This window comes from Pseudaminobacter soli (ex Li et al. 2025) (assembly GCF_003012705.1).
GTDB classification, from domain to species: domain Bacteria; phylum Pseudomonadota; class Alphaproteobacteria; order Rhizobiales; family Rhizobiaceae; genus Pseudaminobacter; species Pseudaminobacter soli.
This window is the reverse complement of sequence record NZ_PXYL01000018.1, coordinates 63,564-87,020: the sequence shown is the minus strand read 5'-3', so window position 1 is coordinate 87,020 and position 23,457 is coordinate 63,564. Positions and strand designations below refer to the sequence as shown.

At 63.2% G+C, this 23,457-nt stretch carries 21 protein-coding genes; 19 read left to right on the top strand and 2 right to left on the bottom strand.

Annotation, left to right across the window (positions count from 1 at the left end; all coding sequences use genetic code 11):
• Positions 1-10: 10 nt before the first annotated feature.
• From C7I85_RS24695 to C7I85_RS24680, 4 genes are all read left to right on the top strand, one after another.
• On the top strand, positions 11-1,018 hold the full coding sequence (locus tag C7I85_RS24695) for an ABC transporter permease (RefSeq protein WP_106726669.1): 1,008 nt from the start codon (positions 11-13) through the stop codon (positions 1,016-1,018).
• Positions 1,015-1,896 (top strand): ABC transporter permease, encoded by an 882-nt coding sequence (locus tag C7I85_RS24690; RefSeq protein ID WP_210203077.1) that lies wholly within the window; start codon positions 1,015-1,017, stop codon positions 1,894-1,896. The genes C7I85_RS24695 and C7I85_RS24690 overlap by 4 nt, the downstream gene beginning before the upstream one ends.
• A 15-nt stretch (positions 1,897-1,911) precedes the next feature.
• Positions 1,912-3,672, top strand: coding sequence for an ABC transporter ATP-binding protein (locus tag C7I85_RS24685; RefSeq protein WP_210203076.1), 1,761 nt, complete (start codon positions 1,912-1,914; stop codon positions 3,670-3,672).
• A 61-nt stretch (positions 3,673-3,733) separates the two neighbouring features.
• Positions 3,734-4,177: a hypothetical protein gene (locus C7I85_RS24680; RefSeq protein WP_106726668.1), complete on the top strand. Its 444-nt coding sequence runs from the start codon at positions 3,734-3,736 to the stop codon at positions 4,175-4,177.
• A 79-nt stretch (positions 4,178-4,256) separates the two neighbouring features.
• Here the strand turns inward: C7I85_RS24680 and C7I85_RS24675 are convergent, their stop codons facing one another.
• Together C7I85_RS24675 and C7I85_RS24670 are read right to left on the bottom strand one after the other, a co-directional pair.
• Positions 4,257-5,603, bottom strand: coding sequence for an aspartate aminotransferase family protein (locus C7I85_RS24675; protein ID WP_181257359.1), 1,347 nt, complete (start codon positions 5,601-5,603; stop codon positions 4,257-4,259).
• Positions 5,604-5,687: 84 nt separating this feature from the next.
• Positions 5,688-6,047 carry a nuclear transport factor 2 family protein gene (locus tag C7I85_RS24670; RefSeq protein ID WP_181257357.1) on the bottom strand — a complete coding sequence of 120 codons (360 nt, stop codon included), beginning with the start codon at positions 6,045-6,047 and terminating at the stop codon, positions 5,688-5,690.
• Positions 6,048-6,160: 113 nt separating this feature from the next.
• On the opposite strand from C7I85_RS24670, the gene C7I85_RS24665 reads away from it, so the two are divergent.
• The 15 genes from C7I85_RS24665 to C7I85_RS24595 all read left to right on the top strand — a co-directional run bounded on the left by C7I85_RS24665 (position 6,161) and on the right by C7I85_RS24595 (position 23,430).
• Complete coding sequence (locus C7I85_RS24665; RefSeq protein WP_106726665.1) at positions 6,161-7,078, top strand: LysR family transcriptional regulator; 918 nt, start codon at positions 6,161-6,163, stop codon at positions 7,076-7,078.
• A gap of 263 nt (positions 7,079-7,341) precedes the next feature.
• Positions 7,342-9,003, top strand: coding sequence for an amidohydrolase (locus C7I85_RS24660; protein WP_106726664.1), 1,662 nt, complete (start codon positions 7,342-7,344; stop codon positions 9,001-9,003).
• Between the two features lie 57 nt (positions 9,004-9,060).
• Complete coding sequence (locus C7I85_RS24655; RefSeq protein WP_106726663.1) at positions 9,061-10,236, top strand: ABC transporter substrate-binding protein; 1,176 nt, start codon at positions 9,061-9,063, stop codon at positions 10,234-10,236.
• 68 nt (positions 10,237-10,304) lie between these two features.
• The gene (locus C7I85_RS24650; RefSeq protein ID WP_106726662.1) at positions 10,305-11,174 is read left to right on the top strand and encodes a branched-chain amino acid ABC transporter permease; all 870 of its coding nucleotides are present in this window, start codon (positions 10,305-10,307) and stop codon (positions 11,172-11,174) included.
• Entirely contained in the window at positions 11,161-12,879 is a 1,719-nt protein-coding gene (locus tag C7I85_RS24645; protein ID WP_106726661.1) for an ABC transporter permease subunit, read from the top strand. Before C7I85_RS24650 ends, C7I85_RS24645 begins: the two co-directional genes overlap by 14 nt.
• The gene (locus C7I85_RS24640) at positions 12,876-13,580 is read left to right on the top strand and encodes an ABC transporter ATP-binding protein (protein ID WP_106726660.1); all 705 of its coding nucleotides are present in this window, start codon (positions 12,876-12,878) and stop codon (positions 13,578-13,580) included. Before C7I85_RS24645 ends, C7I85_RS24640 begins: the two co-directional genes overlap by 4 nt.
• A 94-nt stretch (positions 13,581-13,674) precedes the next feature.
• Positions 13,675-14,661, top strand: a complete 987-nt coding sequence (locus C7I85_RS24635) for a helix-turn-helix domain-containing protein (RefSeq protein ID WP_106726659.1) — start codon at positions 13,675-13,677, stop codon at positions 14,659-14,661.
• 114 nt (positions 14,662-14,775) lie between these two features.
• The gene (locus C7I85_RS24630) at positions 14,776-16,182 is read left to right on the top strand and encodes an aldehyde dehydrogenase family protein (protein WP_106726658.1); all 1,407 of its coding nucleotides are present in this window, start codon (positions 14,776-14,778) and stop codon (positions 16,180-16,182) included.
• A gap of 2 nt (positions 16,183-16,184) precedes the next feature.
• Positions 16,185-17,780, top strand: a complete 1,596-nt coding sequence (locus C7I85_RS24625; RefSeq protein ID WP_106726657.1) for a GMC family oxidoreductase — start codon at positions 16,185-16,187, stop codon at positions 17,778-17,780.
• A 61-nt stretch (positions 17,781-17,841) separates the two neighbouring features.
• The gene (locus tag C7I85_RS24620) at positions 17,842-19,095 is read left to right on the top strand and encodes an ABC transporter substrate-binding protein (protein ID WP_106726656.1); all 1,254 of its coding nucleotides are present in this window, start codon (positions 17,842-17,844) and stop codon (positions 19,093-19,095) included.
• Between the two features lie 71 nt (positions 19,096-19,166).
• A complete protein-coding gene (locus C7I85_RS24615; RefSeq protein ID WP_106726655.1) occupies positions 19,167-20,033 on the top strand; it encodes a branched-chain amino acid ABC transporter permease in 867 nt (288 codons plus the stop codon).
• The gene (locus C7I85_RS24610) at positions 20,030-21,061 is read left to right on the top strand and encodes a branched-chain amino acid ABC transporter permease (RefSeq protein ID WP_106726654.1); all 1,032 of its coding nucleotides are present in this window, start codon (positions 20,030-20,032) and stop codon (positions 21,059-21,061) included. Before C7I85_RS24615 ends, C7I85_RS24610 begins: the two co-directional genes overlap by 4 nt.
• Complete coding sequence (locus C7I85_RS24605; RefSeq protein WP_106726653.1) at positions 21,058-21,762, top strand: ABC transporter ATP-binding protein; 705 nt, start codon at positions 21,058-21,060, stop codon at positions 21,760-21,762. Before C7I85_RS24610 ends, C7I85_RS24605 begins: the two co-directional genes overlap by 4 nt.
• A gap of 1 nt (position 21,763) precedes the next feature.
• A complete protein-coding gene (locus tag C7I85_RS24600; RefSeq protein ID WP_106726652.1) occupies positions 21,764-22,480 on the top strand; it encodes an ABC transporter ATP-binding protein in 717 nt (238 codons plus the stop codon).
• A 14-nt stretch (positions 22,481-22,494) separates the two neighbouring features.
• Entirely contained in the window at positions 22,495-23,430 is a 936-nt protein-coding gene (locus C7I85_RS24595; RefSeq protein WP_106726651.1) for an AraC family transcriptional regulator, read from the top strand.
• The last annotated feature ends 27 nt before the right edge of the window (positions 23,431-23,457 follow it).

Genomic DNA, 23,457 nt, shown 5'->3' with positions numbered 1-23,457 from the left:
GTGCGGTGCGATGAGCGTCGACAGTCCGAACGACAGTGCGGTGATCGGGGTGCTCGCCTGGGCTTGGCCGCTGCTTGGCCGGCTGATGCAAGGGGTGCTAACCTTACTCGCGGTGTCCTTGCTGATCTTTCTGGCCGCGAGGGCGTTGCCCGGCGACGTCGCCAACATGATCCTGGGGCAAAGTGCAACGCAGGACCAACTGGCTGCGCTTCGCACTCAGCTTGGCCTCGACCAGCCGCTATGGTGGCAATACCTCACTTGGCTGGGCGGCATTCTGCATGGGGACTGGGGCGTTTCTCTCGCGAATGGGCAGCCGGTGGCGGAAATTCTTACGCTCGGGGTCCGCAACTCGGCGACCCTGAGCGGAGTGGCGCTGGCCGTCATGTTGCCGCTGTCTCTGCTTGTCGGGGTGATCGCCGCCCAGTTCCGCGATGGCTTCGTCGACAGGCTGTTTCTCGGCATGTCGATGGTCGCGAATGCCGTGCCGGATTTCGTCACCGGAACGGTACTGGTTGCGCTCTTCGCCACCACGGTGCTGCATGTGCTGCCAGCGGTTTCGTTCATCCCGCCGGGAGACTCGCCGTTTTCCTATCCCGATGCCTTGGTGCTTCCGGCCATCACGGTGATCATCCCTGGCGTGATGTATCTTGCCAGATTGGTTAGGGTCGCCGTTATCGACGTGATGGCGACCGAATACATCCAGACGGCCATCCTCAAGGGGATGTCCCCGAGCCGGATCCTGTTTCGTCATGCACTGCCGAACGCGGTGGCGCCAATCATCCCGGCCGCTAGCCTCGTGGCCGCCTTCACGGTCGGCGGCGTGGTCGTGGTGGAATACCTATTTGCCTATCCGGGCATCGGCAGTGCCCTGGTCGATGCCGTTACGAACCGGGATCTGCCGGTGATTCAAGCGAACGTTCTTGTGATCGCTTCGGCCTACTTCATCCTCAATCTTATCGCTGACGCACTCGCCCAAAGAGATGACGCGTCAACGCAGCAGGGACGGTCCCAGGCGTGAGCACAGACGTGGAACTGACAGTCGTATTGCGTCGGCGTTTCCGCCCACGGCCGGTCGGTTGGTGGCGTCTTTGGGCCTCCGTTCAAGTCCGTTGGGGCGTCGTGCTGCTGGTCGCCATGACGGCGCTGATCGCGATCGGCCCCTTGCTTGCGCCCTACGACCCGGCCGCGCCCGTGGGCAGGCCATATGTTTCGCCCTCGGCGGACGCTTGGTTGGGAACAGACAATCTCGGGCGCGATGTTCTATCCCGCGTGCTTTGCGGAGGCGTCTATCTCGCCTGGATGGCGCCCATTTCGGCTCTGCTCAGCGTCACGATAGGCACTGCGATCGCCCTCGTGGCCGCTTATCGAGGGGGCTGGGTCGATCTGGCCCTGATGCGGTCGCTGGACGTTCTGCTCGCCTTCCCGGGAGTTCTCCTGACGCTTCTGTGCGTGTCGGTGTTCGGGCCACAACCCCTCCTGCTGGTGGGCTTGATCGTCCTGACCCTGATGCCCGGGGTTGCCCGCGTGATCCGCGGCGCTGCCCTTCCGCTTCTCAATAGGGAATATGTGCTGTGGGCCAAGGCCGTCGGCACACCCGGACTAGTGATCATCCTGCGCGAACTGTTGCCTAATGTCTCTTCGCCGCTGCTGGTCGAACTGGGCCTGAGGCTGAGTTGGTCAGTCGGTATTCTCTCGTCCATGAGCTTCATCGGCTACGGCATCCAGCCGCCGGCCGCCGACTGGGGGCTGATGGTCAGCGAAAACGGCAGCGGCCTCGGTGCCCAGCCCTTTGCCGCGCTCGCCCCGATCGTCATGATCGTCTTCTACACCATCGGCGGCAGTCTGATCGCCGAAGGCGCCGCGCGCGTGATCGCCCGAACCGAGGGCAAGGCATGACCTTGGGCTTCAGGGTTGACCGTTGAACGCTCGGACGGAGCGCTGGTCATTGAAGATGTTTCGCTTGCGCTGCGTGTGGGTGAGGTGATGGGCATCGTCGGCGAGTCCGGCTCGGGCAAGTCGACGCTGGCGCTGGCGCTGCTTGGCTATGCGCGACGCGGCCTACGCATCGCGCACGGGTCGGTACGAGTGGCCGAAACCGATATGCTCCAGCTGGACAAGGCCGAGCTACGCGCGGCTCGGCGCGAAGTGGTTGCCTATGTCGCCCAGGATCCGGGTGCGGCGCTGAACCCGATGCTGTCGCTCGAAACTTTGCTGACCGAGGTACTTGCCGGCAACAGGACGGAGAAGAACGCCCGCGCGCGGGAGATATTGCGCAAGGTTGGCCTGCCCGACGATAACTCCTTCTTGCAACGCAAGCCGCGCCAATTGTCGGGCGGGCAGCAGCAGCGCATCGCCATTGCCATGGCCGTGATCGCTAAGCCTAGGCTGATCATCCTCGACGAGCCCACGACCGGGCTCGACGTCTCGACGCGCGCCCGGGTGCTGGATCTGATCCGGCAACTCTGCATCTCAGACAGTTTGACCGCAATCTACGTCAGCCACGACCTCGCCGTGATCGCCAATGTCGCCGACCATGTGACAGTCATGTATGGCGGTCAGGTGGTCGAACAGGGGTGCATGCAGGATGTCCTGTCGGCGCCGCGTCACCCCTACACGCGCGCTTTGTTCGATGCCGTTCCTTCCATCCAGGCGCGGCAGGCATTGCGGCCGATCCATGGGCGCGTGCCGGGGGTCGGCGAGGGGCCAAGCGGCTGCATTTTCTCGGATCGATGCGAGTATGTGGTCGAGGAATGCAGTGTCCGGCCGGCGTTGAATCTGGCAGGGAACACTTTGGTGCGCTGCGTCCGCCCCGAGCCGGTGCAGACATTTGGGGCGCGATCGGTCGCAGTCGGCCACCCGGCCTGTCGCCCGACCGAAACGCGCCCCATACTGGAGGCGAGAAGCATCGATGCCTTTTATGGCAACCGGCAGATCCTGTTCGACGTGGGCCTCAAGGTCGAGCCGGGCCGATGCCTGGCCGTCGTGGGTGAGTCGGGCAGCGGCAAGTCGACGTTGTCGCGATGCCTGATCGGATTGCACGGCAATGTCACTGGCCAGCTCACACTCGATGGCAGACCCTTGCCGCTGACTGTCGGCCTGCGTGACCAGAATGCCCGCCTGCGGCTGCAATACATCTTCCAGAATTCCAATGCCTCGCTCAACCCGCGACGCACCGTCGGGGCAAGTCTGGCCGCGGCGCTGGACATTGGCCGGGGGACAACGCCTAAACGGTCCGGGACCGTCGTTGCGAAGGCGCTCGAGCGGGTGGGCATCTCTCCGGATCTGGCCACGCGCTATCCGGCCGAACTCTCCGGCGGGCAGCGCCAGCGCGTCGCGATAGCACGCGCGCTGGTCGCTGAGCCTAGCGTACTGCTGTGCGACGAGGTGACCTCCTCGCTCGACGTGTCCGTCCAGGCCTCCGTGATCGAATTGCTTCGCAGCCTGCTCGATGATGGATTGGGCATGCTTTTTGTCACGCATGACCTGGCGGTTGTGCGCAATATCGCCGATTCGGTTGTGGTGCTGAGCGCCGGGCGTATCGTCGAATGCGGCGATATCGACACGGTTCTGAGTTCACCGCGCCACCCCTACACGCAATCGCTGCTCACAAACATGTTGCAGCTGCCGTCCGCTGACGCTGGCCAAGAGGCGTCGGTTGCCACGATGCTGTAATCAGCCGGCGATTCGCGATGAGATTTCCAGGACTTCCATTCATCAAGAGGAGGAGAAGAAGATGAGTCTTTTCAATGGACTGCTCAACGACACGCTACCACTGCTCCAGGTAGACTTCACAGCCGAAGGGGCGCTTGCGGATTTGGAGAATCCGCCGAATACTGGCGGATTCGAGCTAGTCGGCACCCTGGTTCAGCCTAAGTCGAAGATCCACATGACCCATATCTGGATCACGCCATTCGACCGCCATCTGCATTGGGTTTCCGAACACGTTCACGACTACGACGAAGTCTTGATCTGGACCGGCAGCGATCCCGACAATCCGCAGGATCTGGGCGCGGAACTCTATATCGACATCGAGGGCGAACGGCGCATCATCAACAAGTCTGGCTCGATCTACATTCCCGCCGGCGTCAGGCACTGCCCGCTCGGCTTCCACTACGTCAAGCGCCCTTTCATCTTCCATGCCCTGTCGCTGGACCCAACCTACAAGGCTAAGGTCTAAGCAAAGCGAAACCGGCGGGTGACCCGCCGGCGGCCCTTTTTAATCGCAGGGACGCAGACAGAGACTTTGGCGGGCCCTTTCAGTCGATCCGGCCGGTGTGGATATTGACCCTCGCCAGGGTATCCCCCACCGCATCGACAACGCGGCTCACCTCTCGTGGCGTGATGACCAACGGCGGTGTCAGCGCAATCGTTCCGCCGTGAATGCCGAGAATGACTCCATGCCTTGTCCGCACGAACCGGTCGATATCCTTCTTCAGGTTGGGAAAGCGGTCCAACAGGGGCTGCCGGGTCGTCTTGTCGGACACCAGCTCGACGCCGACCATCAGGCCACGGCCGCGAACGTCGCCCACGACCGGCAGGTTGAGCAATTCGCGCAGTTCTTCGAGGAATTGCGCGCCACGCAGGCGGGAGGCTTCGAGAAGGTTCTCCCTCTCGATGATGTCGATGTTGGCCGAGGCGACGGCGGAAGCCATCAGATGTCCGGCATAAGATCCGCCACCCGACGCGCCATCCAGTACGTCGGCCACGTCGCCGTCCAGCAGCAGGGCGCCGAGTGGCACGTAGCCGCTCGCAATACCCTTGGCGAGAACGATGATGTCCGGCGCCAGATGATAGTCGAGGGAGGTGTACCAGGCGCCGGCGCGGCCGAAAGCCGTCACCACCTCGTCCGCGACGAACAGGATTCCGTGCGATCTCAGCACCTCGACCATGCGGGGCCAATAATCGTCCGGTGCGGGGATCATCCCGGCCGGTCCCATAACCAGTTCGCCGAACATCGCCGCGATGTTCTCGGCGCCAACCCGTGCAATCGCCTGTTCGAGTTCGCGTACGCAGAAATCGGTCAGGTTCTCGCCGCCAAAAAGCTCGGCATGATAAGGCCAGGGCGGCGTCAGCATGATCGCCCCGTCGGGCACCTCGCCAATGCCGGGCCGCCCACCAGCGAGCTCGGCGCCGCCATAGGTGCGGCCATGGTACGAGCCGCGCAGCACCAGGATCTTGGTCCGTTGCGGTTGGCCGCGCCTGTAGTGAAAGAGCCGGACGAGTTGCAAGGCTTCGTCGTCGGCCTCCGAGCCGCTGCCCATCAGGCGCACCTTGGCAATGTTTTTCGGTGCCCGCTCGACGAGCTTCTCACAGAACTCGATCGTTGGAGGATTGGCGAAATCGTTCATGATCGTGAAATGGGCCAGGGCCGACATCTGCTCCGCCGCCACCTTCGCCAGTTCCTCACGTCCATGGCCAACCTGTGTCAGCCAGGCGCCGGCATGGGCGTCGATATATTCGCGCCCTTCGACGTCCCAGAGTGTCGATCCCTTGCCGCGAACCAGGACGAGGCGGTCTGGATCCGCGGCATCGCCGTGTGGATGTTGGACGACCCGTGCGTCCCGCCTTGCCCAGTCCGTTGCTGTACTGTTTGTAGCTGCCATGCACGGCTCCTTATGTGCGCAATGGAAATCCATGTCTGTCCGATCAAGGGACAGGCCCGTCTCTGCACCTGGGTCAATGCCGGCCTAGACGGTCGTAAAAAGCTTGCTGATGATGCTCCAGCGGCCTTCTTCCTCGACCAGATGCATGAAGTCGTTGAAGTTCAAGCCGGCCAACCCGGACATGACGACCGTAGCGCTGGCGACGGAGCCCTGTACGGTCAGGTCTTCGACATGGGCCTCGTAGCCTTCGTTCGACACACCGCGCGACACCATACGATCAATGTCGGCGAGATAGAGTTCCGGCGTTCCCACGATGGCGTTGTCGAGCAGAAAGCCCGTCATGATCGCGCTGGGATGAAAGCACCCTGCCAACTTGGCGCGATCCAGGTCGCGCGACCCGTCGATATAGGCCTGCAGCACGGCTTGCGGGGAGGTGTTTTGCATGGTCGCTCCGATGCTGGCCATCCGGCGGATGGTCCGTCACTGAACCATATGTTTGATTTGGAAGGGATAAAAGCCGTCGCGCACCTTACTTATTGTTCTACTAAAGCGAACGCATGACCGACATCCGCAACATCAACCTCAACCGGCTCTCGATATTCGTTTGCGTGATCGAGGCTGGCTCGCTGTCGGAGGCCGCACAGCGCACGGGACTGGCCAAATCTGCGATCAGCACGCATCTGTCGCGGCTCGAAGCTGAGGTCGGCACAACCCTTATACTGCGCAACCCGCGCCATCTCGGGCTGACGGCCGCCGGGCGCCAGTTCTTCGAGGCATGTACGGCGATACTGCGTCAGGTCGACGACGCCGTGACCGCCTTGGACCGTGAGAACTTCGACATTCGTGGCGTGTTGCGGGTGACCACGTCTGCGGACTTCGGAGCAAGCGTGGTGACGCCAATCCTGGTCTCCCTGATCAACCAGTTTCCTGGGCTGAAGGTCGACTTGATTGCCTCTGATCAAATTGTCGATCTCGTCGGCGAAGGTATCGATGTGGCCATTAGATTGGGATGGCCGCGCGACAGCAGCCATACTGCGGCGCTGCTTGGCTCCTTTTCGCAGTGGCTAGTCGCACCGCCGTCCTGGTCCGATCGCCTGGCACGCGTCAAGAAACCCCAGAATTTGGCGGATTGGCCCTTCATTGAACTGTCTATTCTTAGGCAGCCTGACAGTTGGTCTTTCACCAGTTTCGACAACAATGTTCAGCAGGTGCGTTTCGACTACCGTCTGTCGATATCAACAACAAGCGCGGTCCGTGCAGCAGTCATGGCGGATGGAGGACTTGCAGTGCTCCCCGACTATCAAGTTGCCGAAGATGTCGCGTTAGGGCGCGTCGTGCGTGTCCTTCCGGATTGGACTTTGCCGACCGGTGGCATTTTCGCGGTGTTCCCGCAAAAGCGGCACAGATCCCGCAAAGTCGAGCTATTTCTGGATGTAATCAGGACTAAACTTCGACACTTACGGAACGGGGTCTAACGCTAAACCGGGGTCAGCAGAACCAAGCGCTTCGAAGCCAGCAAGCTCTGCGATCATCGATAAGACGCGCTGGCTGCAAGATTGCGGAATTTCCCTGGACTGGCCCGCGAGTGTCTCCTACGGGCCGCCGGGAGCCCCACGATCTGGCGGGACGCCAGCAGCCGCATATATTTAACGTGTGAAATACATTGACTCGGCCATCGGGGTCATGCATCCTCGGCGCATAGCTGTCGGCTCAAATAAAGAGCCGAGGGGAGGGTCACATGAATTCCGCAGACCGGGGCGCCGATACGGTTCTCGTCAATGGGCGCATCTACACCATGGACCCCGAAAGGCGCTGGGCGGAGGCTGTGGCCATCGCCGATGGCCGGATCCTTGCGGTTGGCAATGAAGGCGATGTCCGTCGCCATGCCGGCGCGAATACCCTGGTCGTCGATCTCGAAGGCCGCATGGCGATGCCCGGCTTCGTTGATGTGCACAACCACATCCTCATGGGCGGGCAGGCCGAGCTCTTCGAGCGGCGTTTTCCCGGATCTGCGACGCTTGACGAGATTCTCGGCCATGTACGGGCCGCGGCGGCGGACGCCCAGCCGGGGCAGTGGATTTTCGGCAGCCAGTGGGGCGCCGACATGCTCACGGAGCTCAACACCGAGGCGGCGCTTGCCCGTTTGGACGAGGCGAGCCAAGGTCATCCAGTGCTGCTGCGCGACGAGACGGCCCACAACCGCTGGATCAACAGCGAGGCGATGCGGCTTTCCGGCATTCGCCAGGATAGCCGCGATCCGACGGAAGGTTCCTTTGGGCGCGATCCGAAGACTGGCCGGCTTACGGGCATCCTGATCGAGTCGGCTGCCGGCATCGTCGAGCGAGTAGCGGCCGAAGACTTCACCGACGAAATGGCGGAAGCTGCGGTCGCCCAGGCCGTCCGAAGCAACAGTGCCTATGGCATCACTGCTTTCCAGGACGCGGCGTCCGTGCTGCCGGTCATGGCCGCTCTTGCCAGCCTCGACCGCAAGGGAGAGCTGACCGCCCGGGCGGTGACCTCGATTCCGTTGGTGGAACCGAGCTTCATGTTCGGCCTGTCGGGCGCCGAGCTTTTGGCGCGGCGCGAGGAATTCCGCAGCGAGCGCGTCCACCCGAATTTTACGAAGATCTTCCTCGATGGCGTGCCGGGCGCGAAGACCGCAGCCTTCCACGAGCCCTATGTGGAAGACGCGGTGCATGGGCCGGCGTATCGCGGCCACACGCTCGTCTCCCTGCCCGAGCTCGTGCGCTACATCGACATGTCCGAAAAGCTCGGCATGGGGCTGAAGATTCACTGCACTGGCGACGCTTCCGTCACGCAGATGCTGGATGCGGTCGAGGCGGTCCGTCACTTCAACGGCCCTGCGCGCGTGCTGCATCACATCGCGCATGCAAGCTACATCCGCGATGAGGACATTCCGCGTTTTGCAAAGCTCGGTGTCGCGGCCGACCTCTGTCCGATGATCTGGTATCCGACCACTTTCCTTGAGGGACACAAGGAGGCGATGGGCGTGGAGCGGGCCGAAAAGTTCTGGCCGGTCGCCGATCTCATCAACGCCGGAACGCTCATGGCCGGTGGGTCCGACTGGCCGGTCTCGCCGATACCGGATCCCTGGAACGGCATCGAAGGGCTCGTCACCAGGCGCAATCCGTCGGGCGCGTTCGCGGGCCGTGCGCTCTGGCCGGAACAGGCGATCGATCTCGAAACGGCGATCGCGATCTACACGATCAACTCCGCCCGCGCGGTCGGGCTGGATCACCAAACCGGCTCGATCGAAGCCGGCAAGTCCGCGGACATCATCGTTCTCGATCAGAATGCATTCGACGTTCCGACAGACCGGATCGCCGAGACGAAGGTACTGACGACCTATTTCGAAGGGCGCGTCGTGTACCAGCGATAGACCCGGGGGCGCAGAGGAAGCGCCCGCAAAATCATAACTCTAAGAAGGGGATTTAGAATGAAGCGCCTTTCCACATTGGCACTCATTGCGGGTGCGGCATGTCTCGATTTCGGCGTGGCCGGCACGGCCCTCGCCGCTCCGTCATGCGACGGAGCGATCCAGCTCGGGTCCGTTTCCACCATCACCGGCCCGGTCGATTTCTCGGATGGCCCCAAGGGCGCCAAGGCCGTGTTCGACCAGATCAACGAGGCCGGCGGCATCAATGGTTGCAAGATCGAATACACGATGGCCGACGACAAGGGCGATCCGCAGGTCGCTGCGCAGGCTGCTCGCGATCTCATCGACAATAAGAATGTCGTGGCTCTCGGCGGCGGCGCCAGCCTCTTGGACTGCGCCGTTAATGCAGGCACCTACAAGCGCAACGATGTGATGTCGGTGCAGGGCGTGGGTGTCGATCCGATGTGCTTCAATGCTCCCACCATCGCGCCCGTCAACGTCGGGCCGTATACGCTGACGACCGCCATGCTCGACTACGCGAGCAAGGAGCTGAAGGATGAGAAGCTGTGCACCTTCTTCATCGTGCTAGGCGGCACGCAAGAGGCCTATGCCCAGGCCGTCAAGCGCTGGGAAGAGATGAGTGGCAAGAAGATCCACCTCGTCGACATGACCCTGCCGCTGCAGGGTGACCTGACGCCCTACCTGATCAAGGCACGTGATGCTGGTTGCGACGCAGTGCTGACCAACCAGGTCGAGCCGGGCGTTGTGCAGATGATCAACACCGCCGATGCACAGAAGATCGAAGGCATCGATTGGGTGTTCCTCGCCTCCGGCTACACCGAAGGTGTCGCCAAGGCGCTGCCGAACACCAAGCAGCCGGTCTATCTCGGCACCGAATGGGAGCCCTATACCGAGACCAACGAGGCCAATGCCGACTGGATGGCCACGATGGAGAAGGCAGGCTTGCCGAAGACTGCCTTCTCGCAGGGCGGATACCTCGCCGCCAAGGTTCTCGCCGATATGATCGCTTCCATGGATGGGCCGGTGACGCGCGAGAGGCTGGGCGCCAAGCTGCTCGAGGGCAAGCCGATGAAGTACTCGATCGCCGGCAGCGAATATGTCTTTGGCGATGCCGCCAAGCATGCTCCGATGCAGGCGACCAAGGTGATGGCGCTTTCCGAAGGAAAGTGGGTGCCCAAGAGCTCCGGCTGGTACGTGCTTCCGGCTGCGAATTGATAGCGCCGCGCCGCCGTCCCAATGGCGGCGGTGCGACCTTGCATGCACGGGCTTGAAGGAGCCTATCGATGAATTCTCTGCTGACATCGGCGGTAGCCGGCCTTTCGGCCGGCGGAGCCTATGCCATCCTCGGCGTCTGCGCGATCTTTAACTACAGGCTCGTCGCAGTCGTCAACTTCACCGGCGCCGCGATCGGGGCCGCCGGCACCTTCGTGATGGTGGCGCTTTACGAAGCCGGCTTTCCGCTTGCCGTCGACGTCGTGGCGGGCGTCGCCGCCGGGGCGCTGGCCGCGACCCTGATCGGTCTGGTGATGACCACCTGGTTTGCGGGAAGCAGCGCCTCCACCAAGGCGGCTGTCACCGCGGCTCTTCTGGTCGGCATCATCGCCGTCGGCCTGCGCCTGACGGGCGGCCAGCATCCGCACAATTTTCCCGAGATCGTCGCGGGTTCCGCCTTCCGGCTTGCCGGCGTCGAGGTGACGCGGGCATCCGTGCTGACGATTGCAATCTCCGTCCTGTTCACGGTCCTGACGGAAATGTTTTTGGCGCGGACCAGGATGGGGCTGCAGTTGCGCGCTCTGTCGCAACGGCCCATGGCGGCCGAGCTCATCGGCATCCGGGTCAAGCTTCTGGCCCTGTGCGTCTGGGCGGTGATGGGTGCGGTCACATCCTTTGCGCTGATGGTCATCGCTCCGCTGCGTTCGCCGGATTTCATGTCGATCAGCCTTCTCGTCGTGCCGGCGCTCGCCGCCGCCCTGATCGGCGCCTTCACCAGCTTCCGCGCCGCGCTTGTCGGTGGCCTGATGATCGGCGTCATCGAAGGGCTTGCGAGCGGTCTCGACGCGTTCAGCCAGTACCGGGGAGCGATCCCCTTCGTCGTCATTCTCGCGGTCCTCTTGTGGTCGCAAAGAGGAGCCCGCTGGGATGAAGCACGCTAGCATCAAGGCGGCGCTGAGAACGGCCGTATGGCTTGCAGTCCTGGCGGCGGCAGCTGCGCTGTTTTTGCCGAAATACTGGTTGTTTCTGATCACAGCCGTGTTCATCGTCGGCGTGGCGCTGCAGAGCCTCGGCATCGTGACGGGCCGAACAGGCATGATCTCCCTCTGCCAGATGTCGTTTGCGGGCGTGGGTGCCTGGGTGACGGGTTATCTCAACCTCTACGAAGTGCCCGGCGGCCTCGTCGTCTGGGTTCTACTCGGTGGCCTGGCCGCAGTGCCCGTGGGCATCGTCATCGGGCTTCCGGCACTACGGCTGCGCGGCATTAATCTCGCGATCGTCACGCTGGGCTTTGCCGCGGCTTTCGACACGATCCTAGCCACGATCACCTATCCCGGCCAGACCACCTTCACGCAGGTGGTGCGACCGGCACTGTTCGAGAGCGACAAGGGCTATTTCCTGTTCATCATGCTCGTCTATGGCCTCATCGCCGTCGCGCTCGAATTCCTGAGCAGGTCGCGGCTCGGTGCCTCCTGGCTGGCGGTCCGCCACTCCGAGCGTGCCGCTGCCGCGCAGGGCATCAGCATCCCGATGGCGAAGCTCAGCGCCTTTGCGATCAGCGCCTTCATCTCCGGTATTTCGGGCGGCCTGCTGGCCGGCTATCTCGGCACGCTGGTCGCCGAAAACTTCAACATGATGCAGTCGCTCGCGCTGTTTGCGGTGGCGACGATGGTCGGCGCCCATTTCACGCTCGGCGCGATTGCCGGCGGCCTGATGATCACGCTCTTTCCCGAACTCTTGCGGCGCATCGGCCTGCCGCAGGACGTGGGCAATGTCTTCTTCGCGCTTGGTGCGGTGCAGGCCCTGAGCACGGGCGAGACGATCAGCGAAACCTGGGCGCGTCTTGGCTCAAAGCTCATGCCCGCAAGGCTGAAAGGGCAGAAGCGGAGCACGGCAACGACGACGTTGGCCGCGCCCGCAGTTCATGCCAAGGGAACGGCGCTGGAGGTCAGCGGCCTTACCGTTCGCTACGCCAATGTGGTCGCGCTCGACAAGGTCGAGCTTTCGGTGCCGTCGCGCACTGTGGTCGGCCTCATCGGCCCCAATGGCGCAGGCAAGTCCACGACCATCGACGCCATAACCGGCTTCCTGCCGCGCTATGAAGGTTCGGTCAGGCTCGACGGTCGCCCGCTCGAAGGGCTTTCCGCCACCGCACGGGCAAGGGCGGGCGTGCGCCGCAGCTGGCAGACCACCCGTATCGCGCCGGAGCTGAGGGTCGGCGAATATATCCGCCTCGCTGCCGGGGGGATAAAACCGGGTGAGATCGAGGCTGTCCTCGAATGGTTCGATTGCCCGTCCCCCGAGACGCTGATCGCGACCGTGGATGCCGGCACCCGTAGGCTCATCGACGTGGCTGGCGTGGTTGCTTCAAGGCCACCGGTGCTTCTGCTCGACGAGCCGGCAGCAGGCCAATCCTATGCCGAAGCGCTGAAGCTGGGCGAGAGGATCGCGGCGATCCCTGAAAAATTCGGCAGTGCCGTCCTGCTGATCGAGCACGACATGGATCTCGTTCGCCGCGCCTGCTCGGCAATCACGGTCTTCGATTTCGGGCGCAAGATCGCGCATGGCGCACCAGATGCCGTGCTTGGCTCGGTCATTGTCCAGAAAGCCTATATGGGCGTCGAACTGGAGGAGCAGGCCGCATGACGTTGCTCGAAGTCAAAGGCCTCATTGTCAATCGCAGCGGCGTCCCCGTGGTGCGGGGCATCGACCTCGTCGCACGCAGCGGCGAGATCAGCGTGGTTCTGGGTTCCAACGGCGCGGGCAAGACGACGACGCTCGAGGGACTATCCGGCATCATTCCGGCTTCGGGAGAGATCGTGCTCGACAACGCGAGCATTGCCGGCGCTAGCGCCGGCAAGCGGGCACGCGCGGGGCTCCGCCATGTCGAGCAGGGGCGCACCGTGTTTCCCGAGATGACGACCGAGGAAAATTTGAAGGTGGCGCTCCATCCCGACGCTAGTCTTGGCGAGGCCTATGAACTGTTCCCCGAGCTGGTCCAGCGCCGGGACGTCAAGGCCGGCATGCTTTCGGGTGGCGAGCAGCAGATGCTGGTCATTGCGCGTGCGCTGGTGGGGCGTCCGAAGGTCATCATGGTCGACGAGATGTCGTCCGGCCTTGCGCCTGTCGTCGTCAATCGCTTGATGAGTGGCGTGCGCAAGCTGGCGGACGGCGGCATGGCGGTCGTCCTGGTCGAACAGTTTGCGACGCTCGCTTTGGGCATCGGCGACCGCGCCTATGTGCTGCGCCGCGGGCAGGTCGTCTATGACGGCGGATGCGCTGAACTGGCGCGCGACCCGAAGCGCCTTCACCACCTATACCTCGGAGATTCAGTGCAGGCTGGGTGAGCATCGTTCCGGTGCTTCGCTATATCTTGGTGAGGCCGGGCCAGGAGAACGGGAGAAAATCCCGGAAGGGATCTGACACTGTTGGGAGGCAGAGTTGGAACTGTTGCAGCATCAGAACCTCGTGCATCGCAATTGGCCCACCGTGACCTATGACGAATGGGCCGACGACCTCCGCAGCATCTGCGGCAATTTCAATCCGCATATGGTGAAGCGCGACGACTTCGTGCTCGGCAAGGCAAGCCGCATCGATGTCTGCGGCATGGAGTTCGCCCATGTCTCGAACGATCTCGACTATGTGAGCCGGGACTGGGACGACATTCGCCGCGACAACAGGGAACACCTGTTCCTGATCCTGCAGCTCGAAGGCATCTGCGGCGTCGAGCATTCCGGCCAGCAGAATGTGCTGGATGTGGGCGACTGCATCCTCGTCGACTCCACGCGGCCCACCACCTTCTATTTCGGCGGACAGTTCAGCAACCACCTGTCGCTTCACCTGCCGCGCCAACTGATGTACTCGGAGAGCAAGATCGACTTCGACGTTGCGAGGAAGCTGGCCGCCGGCGACCCGATGGCGCTGATGCTCAGGGCACTGATCGCCAAGATCATGACCACCCCGGAGAGCAATGCGGCTTCGCATCATTTGCGGGAACTGGTGTTCAATGCGACCCGCCAGGCCTTCATGTCGACGGGGCGGGACACTCCGTGCCTTCATTCGATGCATGACAGTGCCACCAAACGGCTGCAGATGGTGGACATGCTGATCGATCGCCATCTGACAGAGAGCGAACTCAGCGCCAAGTGGCTGGCGACGCAGCTCGGCATATCGATCCGCACGCTCCAGCAGGATTTCCAGGGCATGGGCGTGACCTGCACGACCGTCATCCGCGACAAGCGGCTGCGCCTTGCCAAGGAAAGGATCGAACAGCTCAAGGAACAGCGCTCCACGAGGACGATCGCGGAAGTCGCCTATTCGACGGGCTTCAACGACATTTCCTATTTCAATCGCAGCTTCAAGGAGCTGTTCGATTGCGCCCCGACCGACATTCTTCGGAGCGGCGAAGGGGTGCGCAAATCCGCCTGAACGAAGGGCAGGGCGTCGCTGCGTTCCTGTCCAAGACGGAGCGCGCTTCTCTCCAAGACACGGGACGCACGGGCCACGCATAGTCCTTCCCGAAAGTTACGGGAGGATCATATCGTGAAGCAGTATACCCTGCTCATCGGGGGCGAGCGTGTTGCCGTGTCCAGCCATGCGCCGGTCAGCAATCCGTCGAACGGCGACATCGTCGGTTACATGCCGCTTGCGAGTGAGGCCGAACTGGACCGTGCCGTCGATGCGGCGGCGGAAGCCTTCGCCGGTTGGTCGCGCATGCCGGATGAGAAGCGCGCCCAAGCTTGCCGTGCGCTTGCCGAGAAGATCTCCGAACATGCCGAGGAACTGGCCCAGCTTCTGACTCGCGAGCAGGGCAAGCCGCTTAGCGGGCTTGGGTCGCGCTTCGAGATCGGCGGAGCCTTGGCCTGGACGCGTCACACGGCGGAACTCTCGCTTCCGGTCGAGATCCTGCAGGACGACAATGAGGGGCGGGTCGATCTCTACCGCAAGCCCATCGGCGTCGTCGGCTCGATCACACCATGGAACTGGCCGGTGATGATCGCCTGCTGGCACATCATCCCGGCCATTCGTGCCGGCAACACGATCGTCATCAAGCCGTCGCCGATGACGCCGCTTTCGACCATCCGCCTTGTGGAGATCATGAACGAAATACTGCCGGCGGGCGTGGTAAATGTGGTGACCGGCGAAAACAGCATTGGCGCGGCTCTTTCGGCGCACCCTGGCATCGCCAAGATGATTTTCACCGGCTCGACTGAGACCGGCAAAAAGGTGATGGCTTCGGCGGTCGCGACGCTGAAGCGGCTGACCCTCGAGCTCGGTGGCAACGACGCCGGCATCGTGCTGCCCGATGTCGATCCGGCCCGTATCGCCGAAGGCCTGTTCTGGGGCGCCTTCATCAACAACGGCCAGACCTGCGCAGCGCTGAAGCGGCTCTATGTGCACGACAGCATCTATGACGATGTCTGCAACGCGCTGGTCGACTATGCGGGCAAGATCGCCATCGGCGACGGCCTCGACGAAACGAACATTCTCGGCCCGATCCAGAACGAGATGCAGTTCAACAAGGTACGCGAGCTCGTCGAGGACGCGCGGGCGAAAGGCGGTCGCATCCTCACCGGGGGCGAGCCGATGGACCGGCCTGGCTATTTCTATCCGATCACGCTCATAGCCGACGTGGACCATGGCTTCCGCATTGTGGACGAGGAGCAGTTCGGCCCGGCGCTGCCGATCATCCGCTACACAGACATCGACGAGGTGATCGCCCGCGCGAACGACAATCCCGCTGGGCTAGGCGGCTCGGTTTGGTCGTCCGATCCGGAAAAGGCCAAGCACTACGCGCTGCAACTCGAATGCGGCTCGGTCTGGATCAACAAGCACGGAGCCATCCAGCCGAACGCGCCCTTCGGCGGCGTCAAACAGTCCGGCATCGGCGTGGAATTCGGCGCCGAAGGGCTGAAGGAGTTCACGACCATCCAGACGGTTCTGAGCTAGTCATGGCCGAGTTCGACTACATCATCGTGGGTGGCGGCTCGTCGGGATGCGTGGTGGCCAAGGGCCTCTCGGAGAACCCGGCGAACCGTGTCCTGCTCATTGAATCCGGTCGACGCGACAGCGATCCCTGGATTCACATACCGGCGACCTTCTTCAAGGTTCTGAGCAAGGGACGGGACATTCATCCCTACGCCTCCAATCCTCAGAAGGGGCTCAATGGACGGCCGAGCGTAACCCCGCAGGGCAACGTGCTCGGGGGCGGCAGCTCGGTCAATGCGATGATCTACATTCGCGGTCACCGGAACGACTATGACACCTGGGCGCAGATGGGGTGCCGCGGCTGGTCCTATGCGGACGTGCTGCCGGCCTTCCGGTCGCTGGAGGACAATGAGAGCCTCGATGGCGACTTTCACGGGCAGAGCGGCGATCTGCACGTCTCCAACCCGCGCCACCGGCATCCGCTGAGCGAAGCCTTCATTCAGGCAGCGACTGAGATCGGCATTCCGCGCAATCCCGATTTCAACGGGGCCGACCAGGCTGGCGTCGGCTTTTATCAGAGCACCACCTATCGCGGGCGACGGTGGAGTTCGGCGCAGGCCTTCCTGCGGGACGCGGAAAAGCGCCCGAACGTCACTGTTCTGACGGAGCGCAAGGTGGCGCGCGTCCTGTTCGAGGGACGTCGCGCCACGGGTGTCGAGCTTACTGATGGCACGGTCTTCCGCGCCGTGCGCGAGGTCGTGCTGACGGCGGGAGCGATCGCCACGCCGCAGATCCTGCAGCGTTCGGGCATCGGTGACGGTGCACACCTTTCCTCACTTGGCATCGAGGTCGTGGCGGATCTGCCGGGCGTCGGCGCCAACTATCAGGACCATCTCGAGGTGCCGGTGCAGGGGGAGACGCGTGAACCGATCTCGATCCTTGGGCACGACAAGGGTCTGCGCGCGGTGGGCCACATGGCCCGTTATCTTGTTTCCCATCGAGGCCTCCTCGCATCGAATGTGGTCGAATGCGGCGGCTTCGTCGATACGGCGGGCACCGGCCAGCCGGACGTGCAGTTCCATGTTCTGCCGGTGCTGATAGGCTTCCTCGACCGCGAGCCGGAGCCGGGCCACGGCCTCAGCATTGGCCCCTGCTATCTGCGCCCGCGCTCGCGCGGGACGATCCGCCTGAAGACGGCCAACCCGAACGACAAGCCGGAGTTCGACGCCAATCTCCTGTCGGACCCTGCCGACATCGAAACCCTGGTGCGCGGCGTCGAGACGGCCATCCGCATTCTTGAAGCGCCGGCGCTGGCAAAGCTTGTCAAGCGCCGCGTTCTGCCCAGGCCGGGCATTGAGAAGGATCCTGTCGCGCTACGCGACTATATCCGGCAAACGGCCAAGACCGTCTTTCATCCCGCCGGAACGGCGCGAATGGGGCACGAGGACGATCGGCTGGCGGTCGTCGGCAATGATCTCAAGGTTCGCGGTGTGGAGGGGCTGCGCGTTTGCGATGCCTCGGTCATGCCGACGCTGGTCTCGGGCAACACCAACGCGCCCGTGATGATGATCGCGGCGCGCTGCGCTGCCTTCATGACCGGCAAGGAGCGTGCGGCTTGAAGCATGGCACGCGGCGAGGAGGCCGTGAAAGCCTGCAAACGAAAACTGGAGGAGGAAACCAATGAAGATATCGATTAGGGGGCTGGCGGTCGGCCTGGCCTTGACGTTGTGCTCGGCGTTCAGCGCGCATGCGGCCGCATCCTGCGGTGATGGCAGCGGACAGGCGGCGACCGGCGAGCCGATCATCATCGGCGCGATCACCGGCAAGACAGGCCCGGACGACTTCTCGAATTCAACCAAGGCCGCCAAGGCCTATTTCGACTGCCTGAACGCCAATGGCGGCATCAAGGGACGCCCCGTCAAATATCTCGTCGAGGACGATCAGTGGAATCCTGAAACGGCAGCCCAGCTTGCCGCCAAGCTGGTGGACGACCAGAAGGCCGTGCTGATGGTCGGCAACTCCAGCTATGTCGAATGCGGCGCCAATGCCGAATTCTACAAGAAGGCCGGCATCCTGGTGGTCGCCGGCGTCGGCGTGCCGCGCGAGTGCTTCTTTGCCGACAACTACGCACCCACCAATGCGGGTCCGCGCGTCTCCATGCTGGGTGCTATGGGCTATGCGCTGGACAAGCTCAACGCCAAGTCGGTGGTCTGCATCGGTCCCAACATCCCGAATGTTGGCACCTGGTCTTGCGATGGCGTGATGCTGTTGGCCAAGGAAAAGGGATTTGCGGCCGAGACGATCCTGATGGATCCGGGTTCGGCGGACGCCACCTCGATCATCCTCCAGGCGGCCGCGAGCAAGCCTGACGTGATCGTGCTCGGCATGTCCAAGGGCGTTGCTGTGCCGCTGCTCACGGCGGCCGAGGAACAGGGCCTCAACCAAACGACCACCTTCCTCAGCGCGGCTTCGGCATATGACCTTTCGGTCCCCTCGACCATCGGCTCCGGCTGGGACGGCAAGTTCTATGTCAACATGGAATTCAACGACCTCGAGGCCACCACGGAAGACAATCAGAACTGGCTGGCCGTAATGGACGAATACGGCCAGAAGTCGGATCCGCGCGATACTTTCGCCCAGGCCGGCTACCTTGCCGCGCGCATCACCGAAAAGGCGCTGATGACGCTCGATCCTGCCAACATCACGCGCGAAACTGCGGCCGAGGCTGTTCGCAAGGTGAAGGATTTCAAGAGCGATATCTTCTGCGCGCCCTGGTATTTCGGCGAAGGCCAAGCCCGGCACAATGCCAATTCCACCACGCGCATGGCCGTCAGCGAAAGCGGCAAGTGGAAGGTGGTGTCCGACTGCGCGCCGTCGCCCGATCCGGAACTGAAAGACATCCGCGCCTACGAAAAGTCTGCCGGATTGAACTGATTTCCGTTCATCCGTCCTACCCCGCGGCCTGAAGAGGGCCGCGGGGCTGTCCGACCCGAAAGGATCGACACGTGAATATTTTGCCCTTCATCATTTCCGGCTTGGGGATCGGTGCCGTCTATGCCCTTTCGGGCGTGGGGCTCGTCATTCTCTTCCGTGCTACGGGCGTGCTGAATTTTGCTTTCGGCGCGTTTGGAGCCATGGGCGCGCATGTCGCCTGGCAGGCGCTCGAGTGGAAGATGCCGCTATTCGTCGCCATTCTCGCGGCGGTGGCGGTTTCGACCGCAATCAGCTTCATCTACGGCCGGGTCTTTGCGCCCCTGCTTTCGCAACGTGACACGGTGGTGCGGGCGGTGGGAACGCTGGCGCCGGCGCTTGTCCTGATCGCGGCGATGGGGATGATCTGGGGCGAGCTGCCAAGGCGGCTGCAGTTTCCCACCGACCAGATGTTCCTTTCCATTTTCGATGTGCGCCTGACCTATACGCGCATCATCGCCATTTTCCTGGCTGTGCTGATGGTCGGCGCCATCACGCTGCTGCTCAACCGCACTCGCCTTGGCCTCGACATGCGCGCGCTTGCCAATGATCGCGACCTGAGCGCGATCCTCGGCGTGCGCATTCTTTACACCGAGACGGCGGCTTGGGTGATTACCGGCGTGTTTTCCGGTTTTGCCGGCCTACTGTTGGCCGACCTCGTGCGCCTGCAGGGCACCTTCCTGACCCTGCTGGTCATCCCGGCCATTGCCGCGGCAATCCTCGGTCAGCTGCGTTCCCTTTGGGTGACGGCGATGGCCGGCCTGCTCGTGGGGATTGCCGAGGCGGTGCTTACGCCGATCGCTTGGATTTCGCCCTACCGGGCGGCAGCTCCGTTCATCATCGCGCTCGTCGCGGTCACGATTTTGGGGGGCACGGCCAAGGCCGCGCTGAAAGACCGATGAGCGCTTCTGAACAGACCGCGCAGGCGCTACCGGCTCGCGCCCCCGCGTCGAAGACGCTGAAGCAGCTTCTCCACGTGCCGCTGACGATGGCGGTGTTTGCGCTTGTCGTGGCAAGTCTTGCCAACTCGTTCTGGCTGTCAGCTGCGACGTCCACCGTGGCGCTGTCGCTGTCGGTCGCGGGCCTTGCAATTCTCTATGGCCAGCTGGGGCTCGTTTCGCTCTGCCAATTCGCGCTTGTTGGCGTAGGCGGCTGGGTGACGCTGCGGATCGGACATGCATTCCACCCGCCCTTCGAGGTCAGCATGCTTGCGGGCGGCATCGTCGCCTCGTTCGTTGGCCTCGTCTTCGGCATTCCTGCCCTACGCCTGCGCGGGCTTTATCTGGCTCTGGTGACCCTCATGCTTGCCGGTGCGTTCCAGATCGTCATCAGCGCCTGGGGCTTTCCCGATGGCGGGCCAGGCTTTTTGGGCCGTGCCGACGGTTCGGGCCGTGCAATGCTTCCGCGGCCAGATCTCGCCGATGGGGCGGTTGCTTATTTCCTCTATGTCTGCGCTGTGACGGGGATCGGGCTGCTGGTCGCTCAATGGCACAAGCTGTCGCGGCCGGGACGCGCCTGGACCTTGATCCGCAAGGGCGAAACGGTTGCGGTGGCCAGTGGTGTTGATGTCCTGACCTACAAAGCCTGGGCCTTCGCGCTGAGCGGCTTCCTAGCCGGCATCGCAGGCGCCTTGCTTGCCGGCAATGTCGGCCAGCTCGATGGCCGCGCCTTTGGGGCCTTCGAGAGCCTGAACCTGTTTGCGCTCGCCATCGTGGGCGGCGTGTTCAACTGGTACGGTGCGCTGATCGCCGGCCTTCTGCTGCGCGCGATTCCGGCGCTGCTGACCGATCTGGGGATGGACGGTTACATGACCATCGGCATTTTTGGCGTTGCGCTGTTCCACGCGCTTGCGACGGCCCCCTCCGGCATCGCCGGCCAGATCGCCGCGCTTGCCAGCCGGCTGCGCCGGGCAGCGGGGAGGGAGCAATGATCGTCATCGAAGATGTGATGGTGCAGTTCGGCGGCGTAAGGCCGATCAACGGCCTGACCGCAACGCTGACCGCGCCGGTTGCGGGGCTCATCGGCCCCAACGGGGCCGGCAAGACGACCTTGCTCAACGTGCTGTCGGGTTTCGTGACGCCGGTGCGCGGCAATGTCATGCTTGGTGGACAGCCGTTGCTCGCCATGACGCCCCTGCAGCGCGTGCGGCACGGCCTGCGCCGTTCCTTTCAGACGGAGCAGGTGGTCGAGGACCTGACGGTCCGCGGCAATCTTAAGGCGATCGCCGATCACGTCGTGGCAGCACCCGACAGGCACGAGGCCATAGACGAGGCGCTGACTTTCGTCGGTCTGGGGGCGCTTGGCGACCGGCTCGGCCAATCGCTAAACCTCTTCGAGCGGCGCCTTGTCGAGCTCGGCAAATGCATCATCGGCAAACCAAAGCTGATACTGCTCGACGAGCCGGCAGCGGGCTTGACCGAGGAGGAGGGGAACACGCTGCGAGAACTCATCCTGCGCGTTCCGGCCGAGTTTGGCGCGCAAGTGCTGGTGATCGACCACGATGTCGAGCTGATCCGGGCGATGTGCAAGGAGACCATAGTGCTCGACTACGGCAAGCTGCTGGCCATCGGCCCGACGGGAACCGTGCTCGCCCACCCCGACGTTCGCCGCGCCTATCTGGGAGAACTCTGAGATGACTGCGTCCTCGGTGGTTGTCGAGAACCTCGTCGTCGAACGCGGCGGCAAGCGGGTGATCCATGGCGTCTCGTTTACGATACGCGCGGGGGAAATCAGCACGCTGCTCGGCGCCAATGGCGCAGGTAAATCCAGCACCGTGATGGCGCTGGCGGGCGCATTGCCTGTCGCGGGCGGTTCGGTGCGCCTTGACGGCGTGCCACTGACAGGGCTTGCGGCCGACCGTATCCGGCGCGCCGGCATTGCGCTCGTCCCGGAAGGTCATCGGGTGCTGGGGCAACTCACAGCGGAAGAGAATGTACTCGTTGCGGCGCTGGACGGCTCACCCGCTGCCCGAAAAGAGGGGCTCGAAAGCGTCTATCGCATTTTCCCGGAGTTGGCCGAGCGGAGGCGGCAGCTGGCTTCCGATCTTTCCGGCGGCCAGAAGCAGATGGTCGCGATGGCGCAGGCCTTCATCGCCCGCCCGCGTTTCATGATCGTGGACGAGCTTTCGTTGGGGTTAGCACCCACGGTCGTCAAGCGGCTGGCGGAAGCGCTCAAGATCGCCACAGGCAACGGCATCGGCGTGCTTCTGATCGAGCAATTCGCCAACCTGGCGCTGGACCTTGCGCGTGATGCGATGGTGCTGGAGCGCGGCAAGCTGGTCTACGACGGCTCCTCCGAGACCCTCAAGGCCAGGCCGGAAATCCTGCACGGCGCCTATCTCGCCAGCTAAGGGAGGGGGAAATCATGGCAGCTCATTCAGCGGTAGAGGCCGCAAAGGGGCGCGACTTTGCCGGTGTCGCACGCTCGCTCTTCGGCAACGTTCGTCTCGATTTCGAAAACGGCGACGAGGAGAAAAGCCGGCTGAAGTCGGCCATGCTGGGCAATTGCCGGTTGACGCGGCTCGGGGCAGACGTGCATACCGTGTTCGGCGACCGCGTGGCCTTCGGCTCCGACAGTCCCGACGCGATCAAGCTCATCATCCAGACCCATGGGCGCTCTTCCCTGCATCAGAACGGCCGCAATGCCGCTGTGGGTGGCGAGGGGGCGGTCATATACGATCCCATGCGGCCCTATGTGCTGACCAACAGGACGCCGGTTCGCCTGCTTCTCTTGCAATTGCCTCGCCGCGCTTTGCCTTCCTCTGCCGTTGCGCGCCTGGCCGAGCCCTTTGTTGCACCGCCGGGCCATGCCGGGATGCAGCGCATCCTGCTCTCGCTGATGGATTCCACCATCCGGGAAATCGACCAACTTGACGAGACGGCGTGCGCCAGCGTGGGCCAGACGATGGTCGAGCTGGTCCGGACGATGATTGGCGGCGATTATCATCACGAGCGCGCGAGTGTTCATTCGCTCGACCTGCTTCGACGGCGGATAAAGGATTTTATTGCCGACAATATCGCACGGCCTGACCTCGGCGCGGCTCTTATCGCGCGGCGCCTGGGCTGCTCCGTCCGTTATGTCTATCGTGCCTTCGAGGCCGAGGGGATGACGCCGGGCGACCATATCTGGAATCTCAGGCTGGAAGCGGCTGCATCCCGCCTGCGCGAGACGCAGCGCCGACCTGGCGACATATCGGAAATCGCTTTCGGCCTGGGATTTTCCTCGAGCGCGCATTTTTCGCGCGCGTTTCGCGGGCGCTATTCGCTTTCGCCGTCCGAGTGGCGAAAGATGGCCGGTTGACTGGATGGTAAATGGGCGGCCCGAAAG

Bases quoted from the DNA above. Each gene is read 5' to 3' on its own strand.
- C7I85_RS24610 (WP_106726654.1), top strand. From the start codon at position 20,030: ATGAGCGCTTCTGAACAGACCGCGCAGGCGCTACCGGCTCGCGCCCCC.
- C7I85_RS24600 (WP_106726652.1), top strand. From the start codon at position 21,764: ATGACTGCGTCCTCGGTGGTTGTCGAGAACCTCGTCGTCGAACGCGGC.
- C7I85_RS24655 (WP_106726663.1), top strand. From the start codon at position 9,061: ATGAAGCGCCTTTCCACATTGGCACTCATTGCGGGTGCGGCATGTCTC.
- C7I85_RS24595 (WP_106726651.1), top strand. From the start codon at position 22,495: ATGGCAGCTCATTCAGCGGTAGAGGCCGCAAAGGGGCGCGACTTTGCC.
- C7I85_RS24675 (WP_181257359.1), bottom strand. From the start codon at position 5,603: ATGGCAGCTACAAACAGTACAGCAACGGACTGGGCAAGGCGGGACGCA.
- C7I85_RS24680 (WP_106726668.1), top strand. From the start codon at position 3,734: ATGAGTCTTTTCAATGGACTGCTCAACGACACGCTACCACTGCTCCAG.
- C7I85_RS24660 (WP_106726664.1), top strand. From the start codon at position 7,342: ATGAATTCCGCAGACCGGGGCGCCGATACGGTTCTCGTCAATGGGCGC.
- C7I85_RS24665 (WP_106726665.1), top strand. From the start codon at position 6,161: ATGACCGACATCCGCAACATCAACCTCAACCGGCTCTCGATATTCGTT.
- C7I85_RS24695 (WP_106726669.1), top strand. From the start codon at position 11: ATGAGCGTCGACAGTCCGAACGACAGTGCGGTGATCGGGGTGCTCGCC.
- C7I85_RS24645 (WP_106726661.1), top strand. From the start codon at position 11,161: ATGAAGCACGCTAGCATCAAGGCGGCGCTGAGAACGGCCGTATGGCTT.
- C7I85_RS24670 (WP_181257357.1), bottom strand. From the start codon at position 6,047: ATGCAAAACACCTCCCCGCAAGCCGTGCTGCAGGCCTATATCGACGGG.
- C7I85_RS24625 (WP_106726657.1), top strand. From the start codon at position 16,185: ATGGCCGAGTTCGACTACATCATCGTGGGTGGCGGCTCGTCGGGATGC.
- C7I85_RS24650 (WP_106726662.1), top strand. From the start codon at position 10,305: ATGAATTCTCTGCTGACATCGGCGGTAGCCGGCCTTTCGGCCGGCGGA.
- C7I85_RS24620 (WP_106726656.1), top strand. From the start codon at position 17,842: ATGAAGATATCGATTAGGGGGCTGGCGGTCGGCCTGGCCTTGACGTTG.
- C7I85_RS24605 (WP_106726653.1), top strand. From the start codon at position 21,058: ATGATCGTCATCGAAGATGTGATGGTGCAGTTCGGCGGCGTAAGGCCG.
- C7I85_RS24640 (WP_106726660.1), top strand. From the start codon at position 12,876: ATGACGTTGCTCGAAGTCAAAGGCCTCATTGTCAATCGCAGCGGCGTC.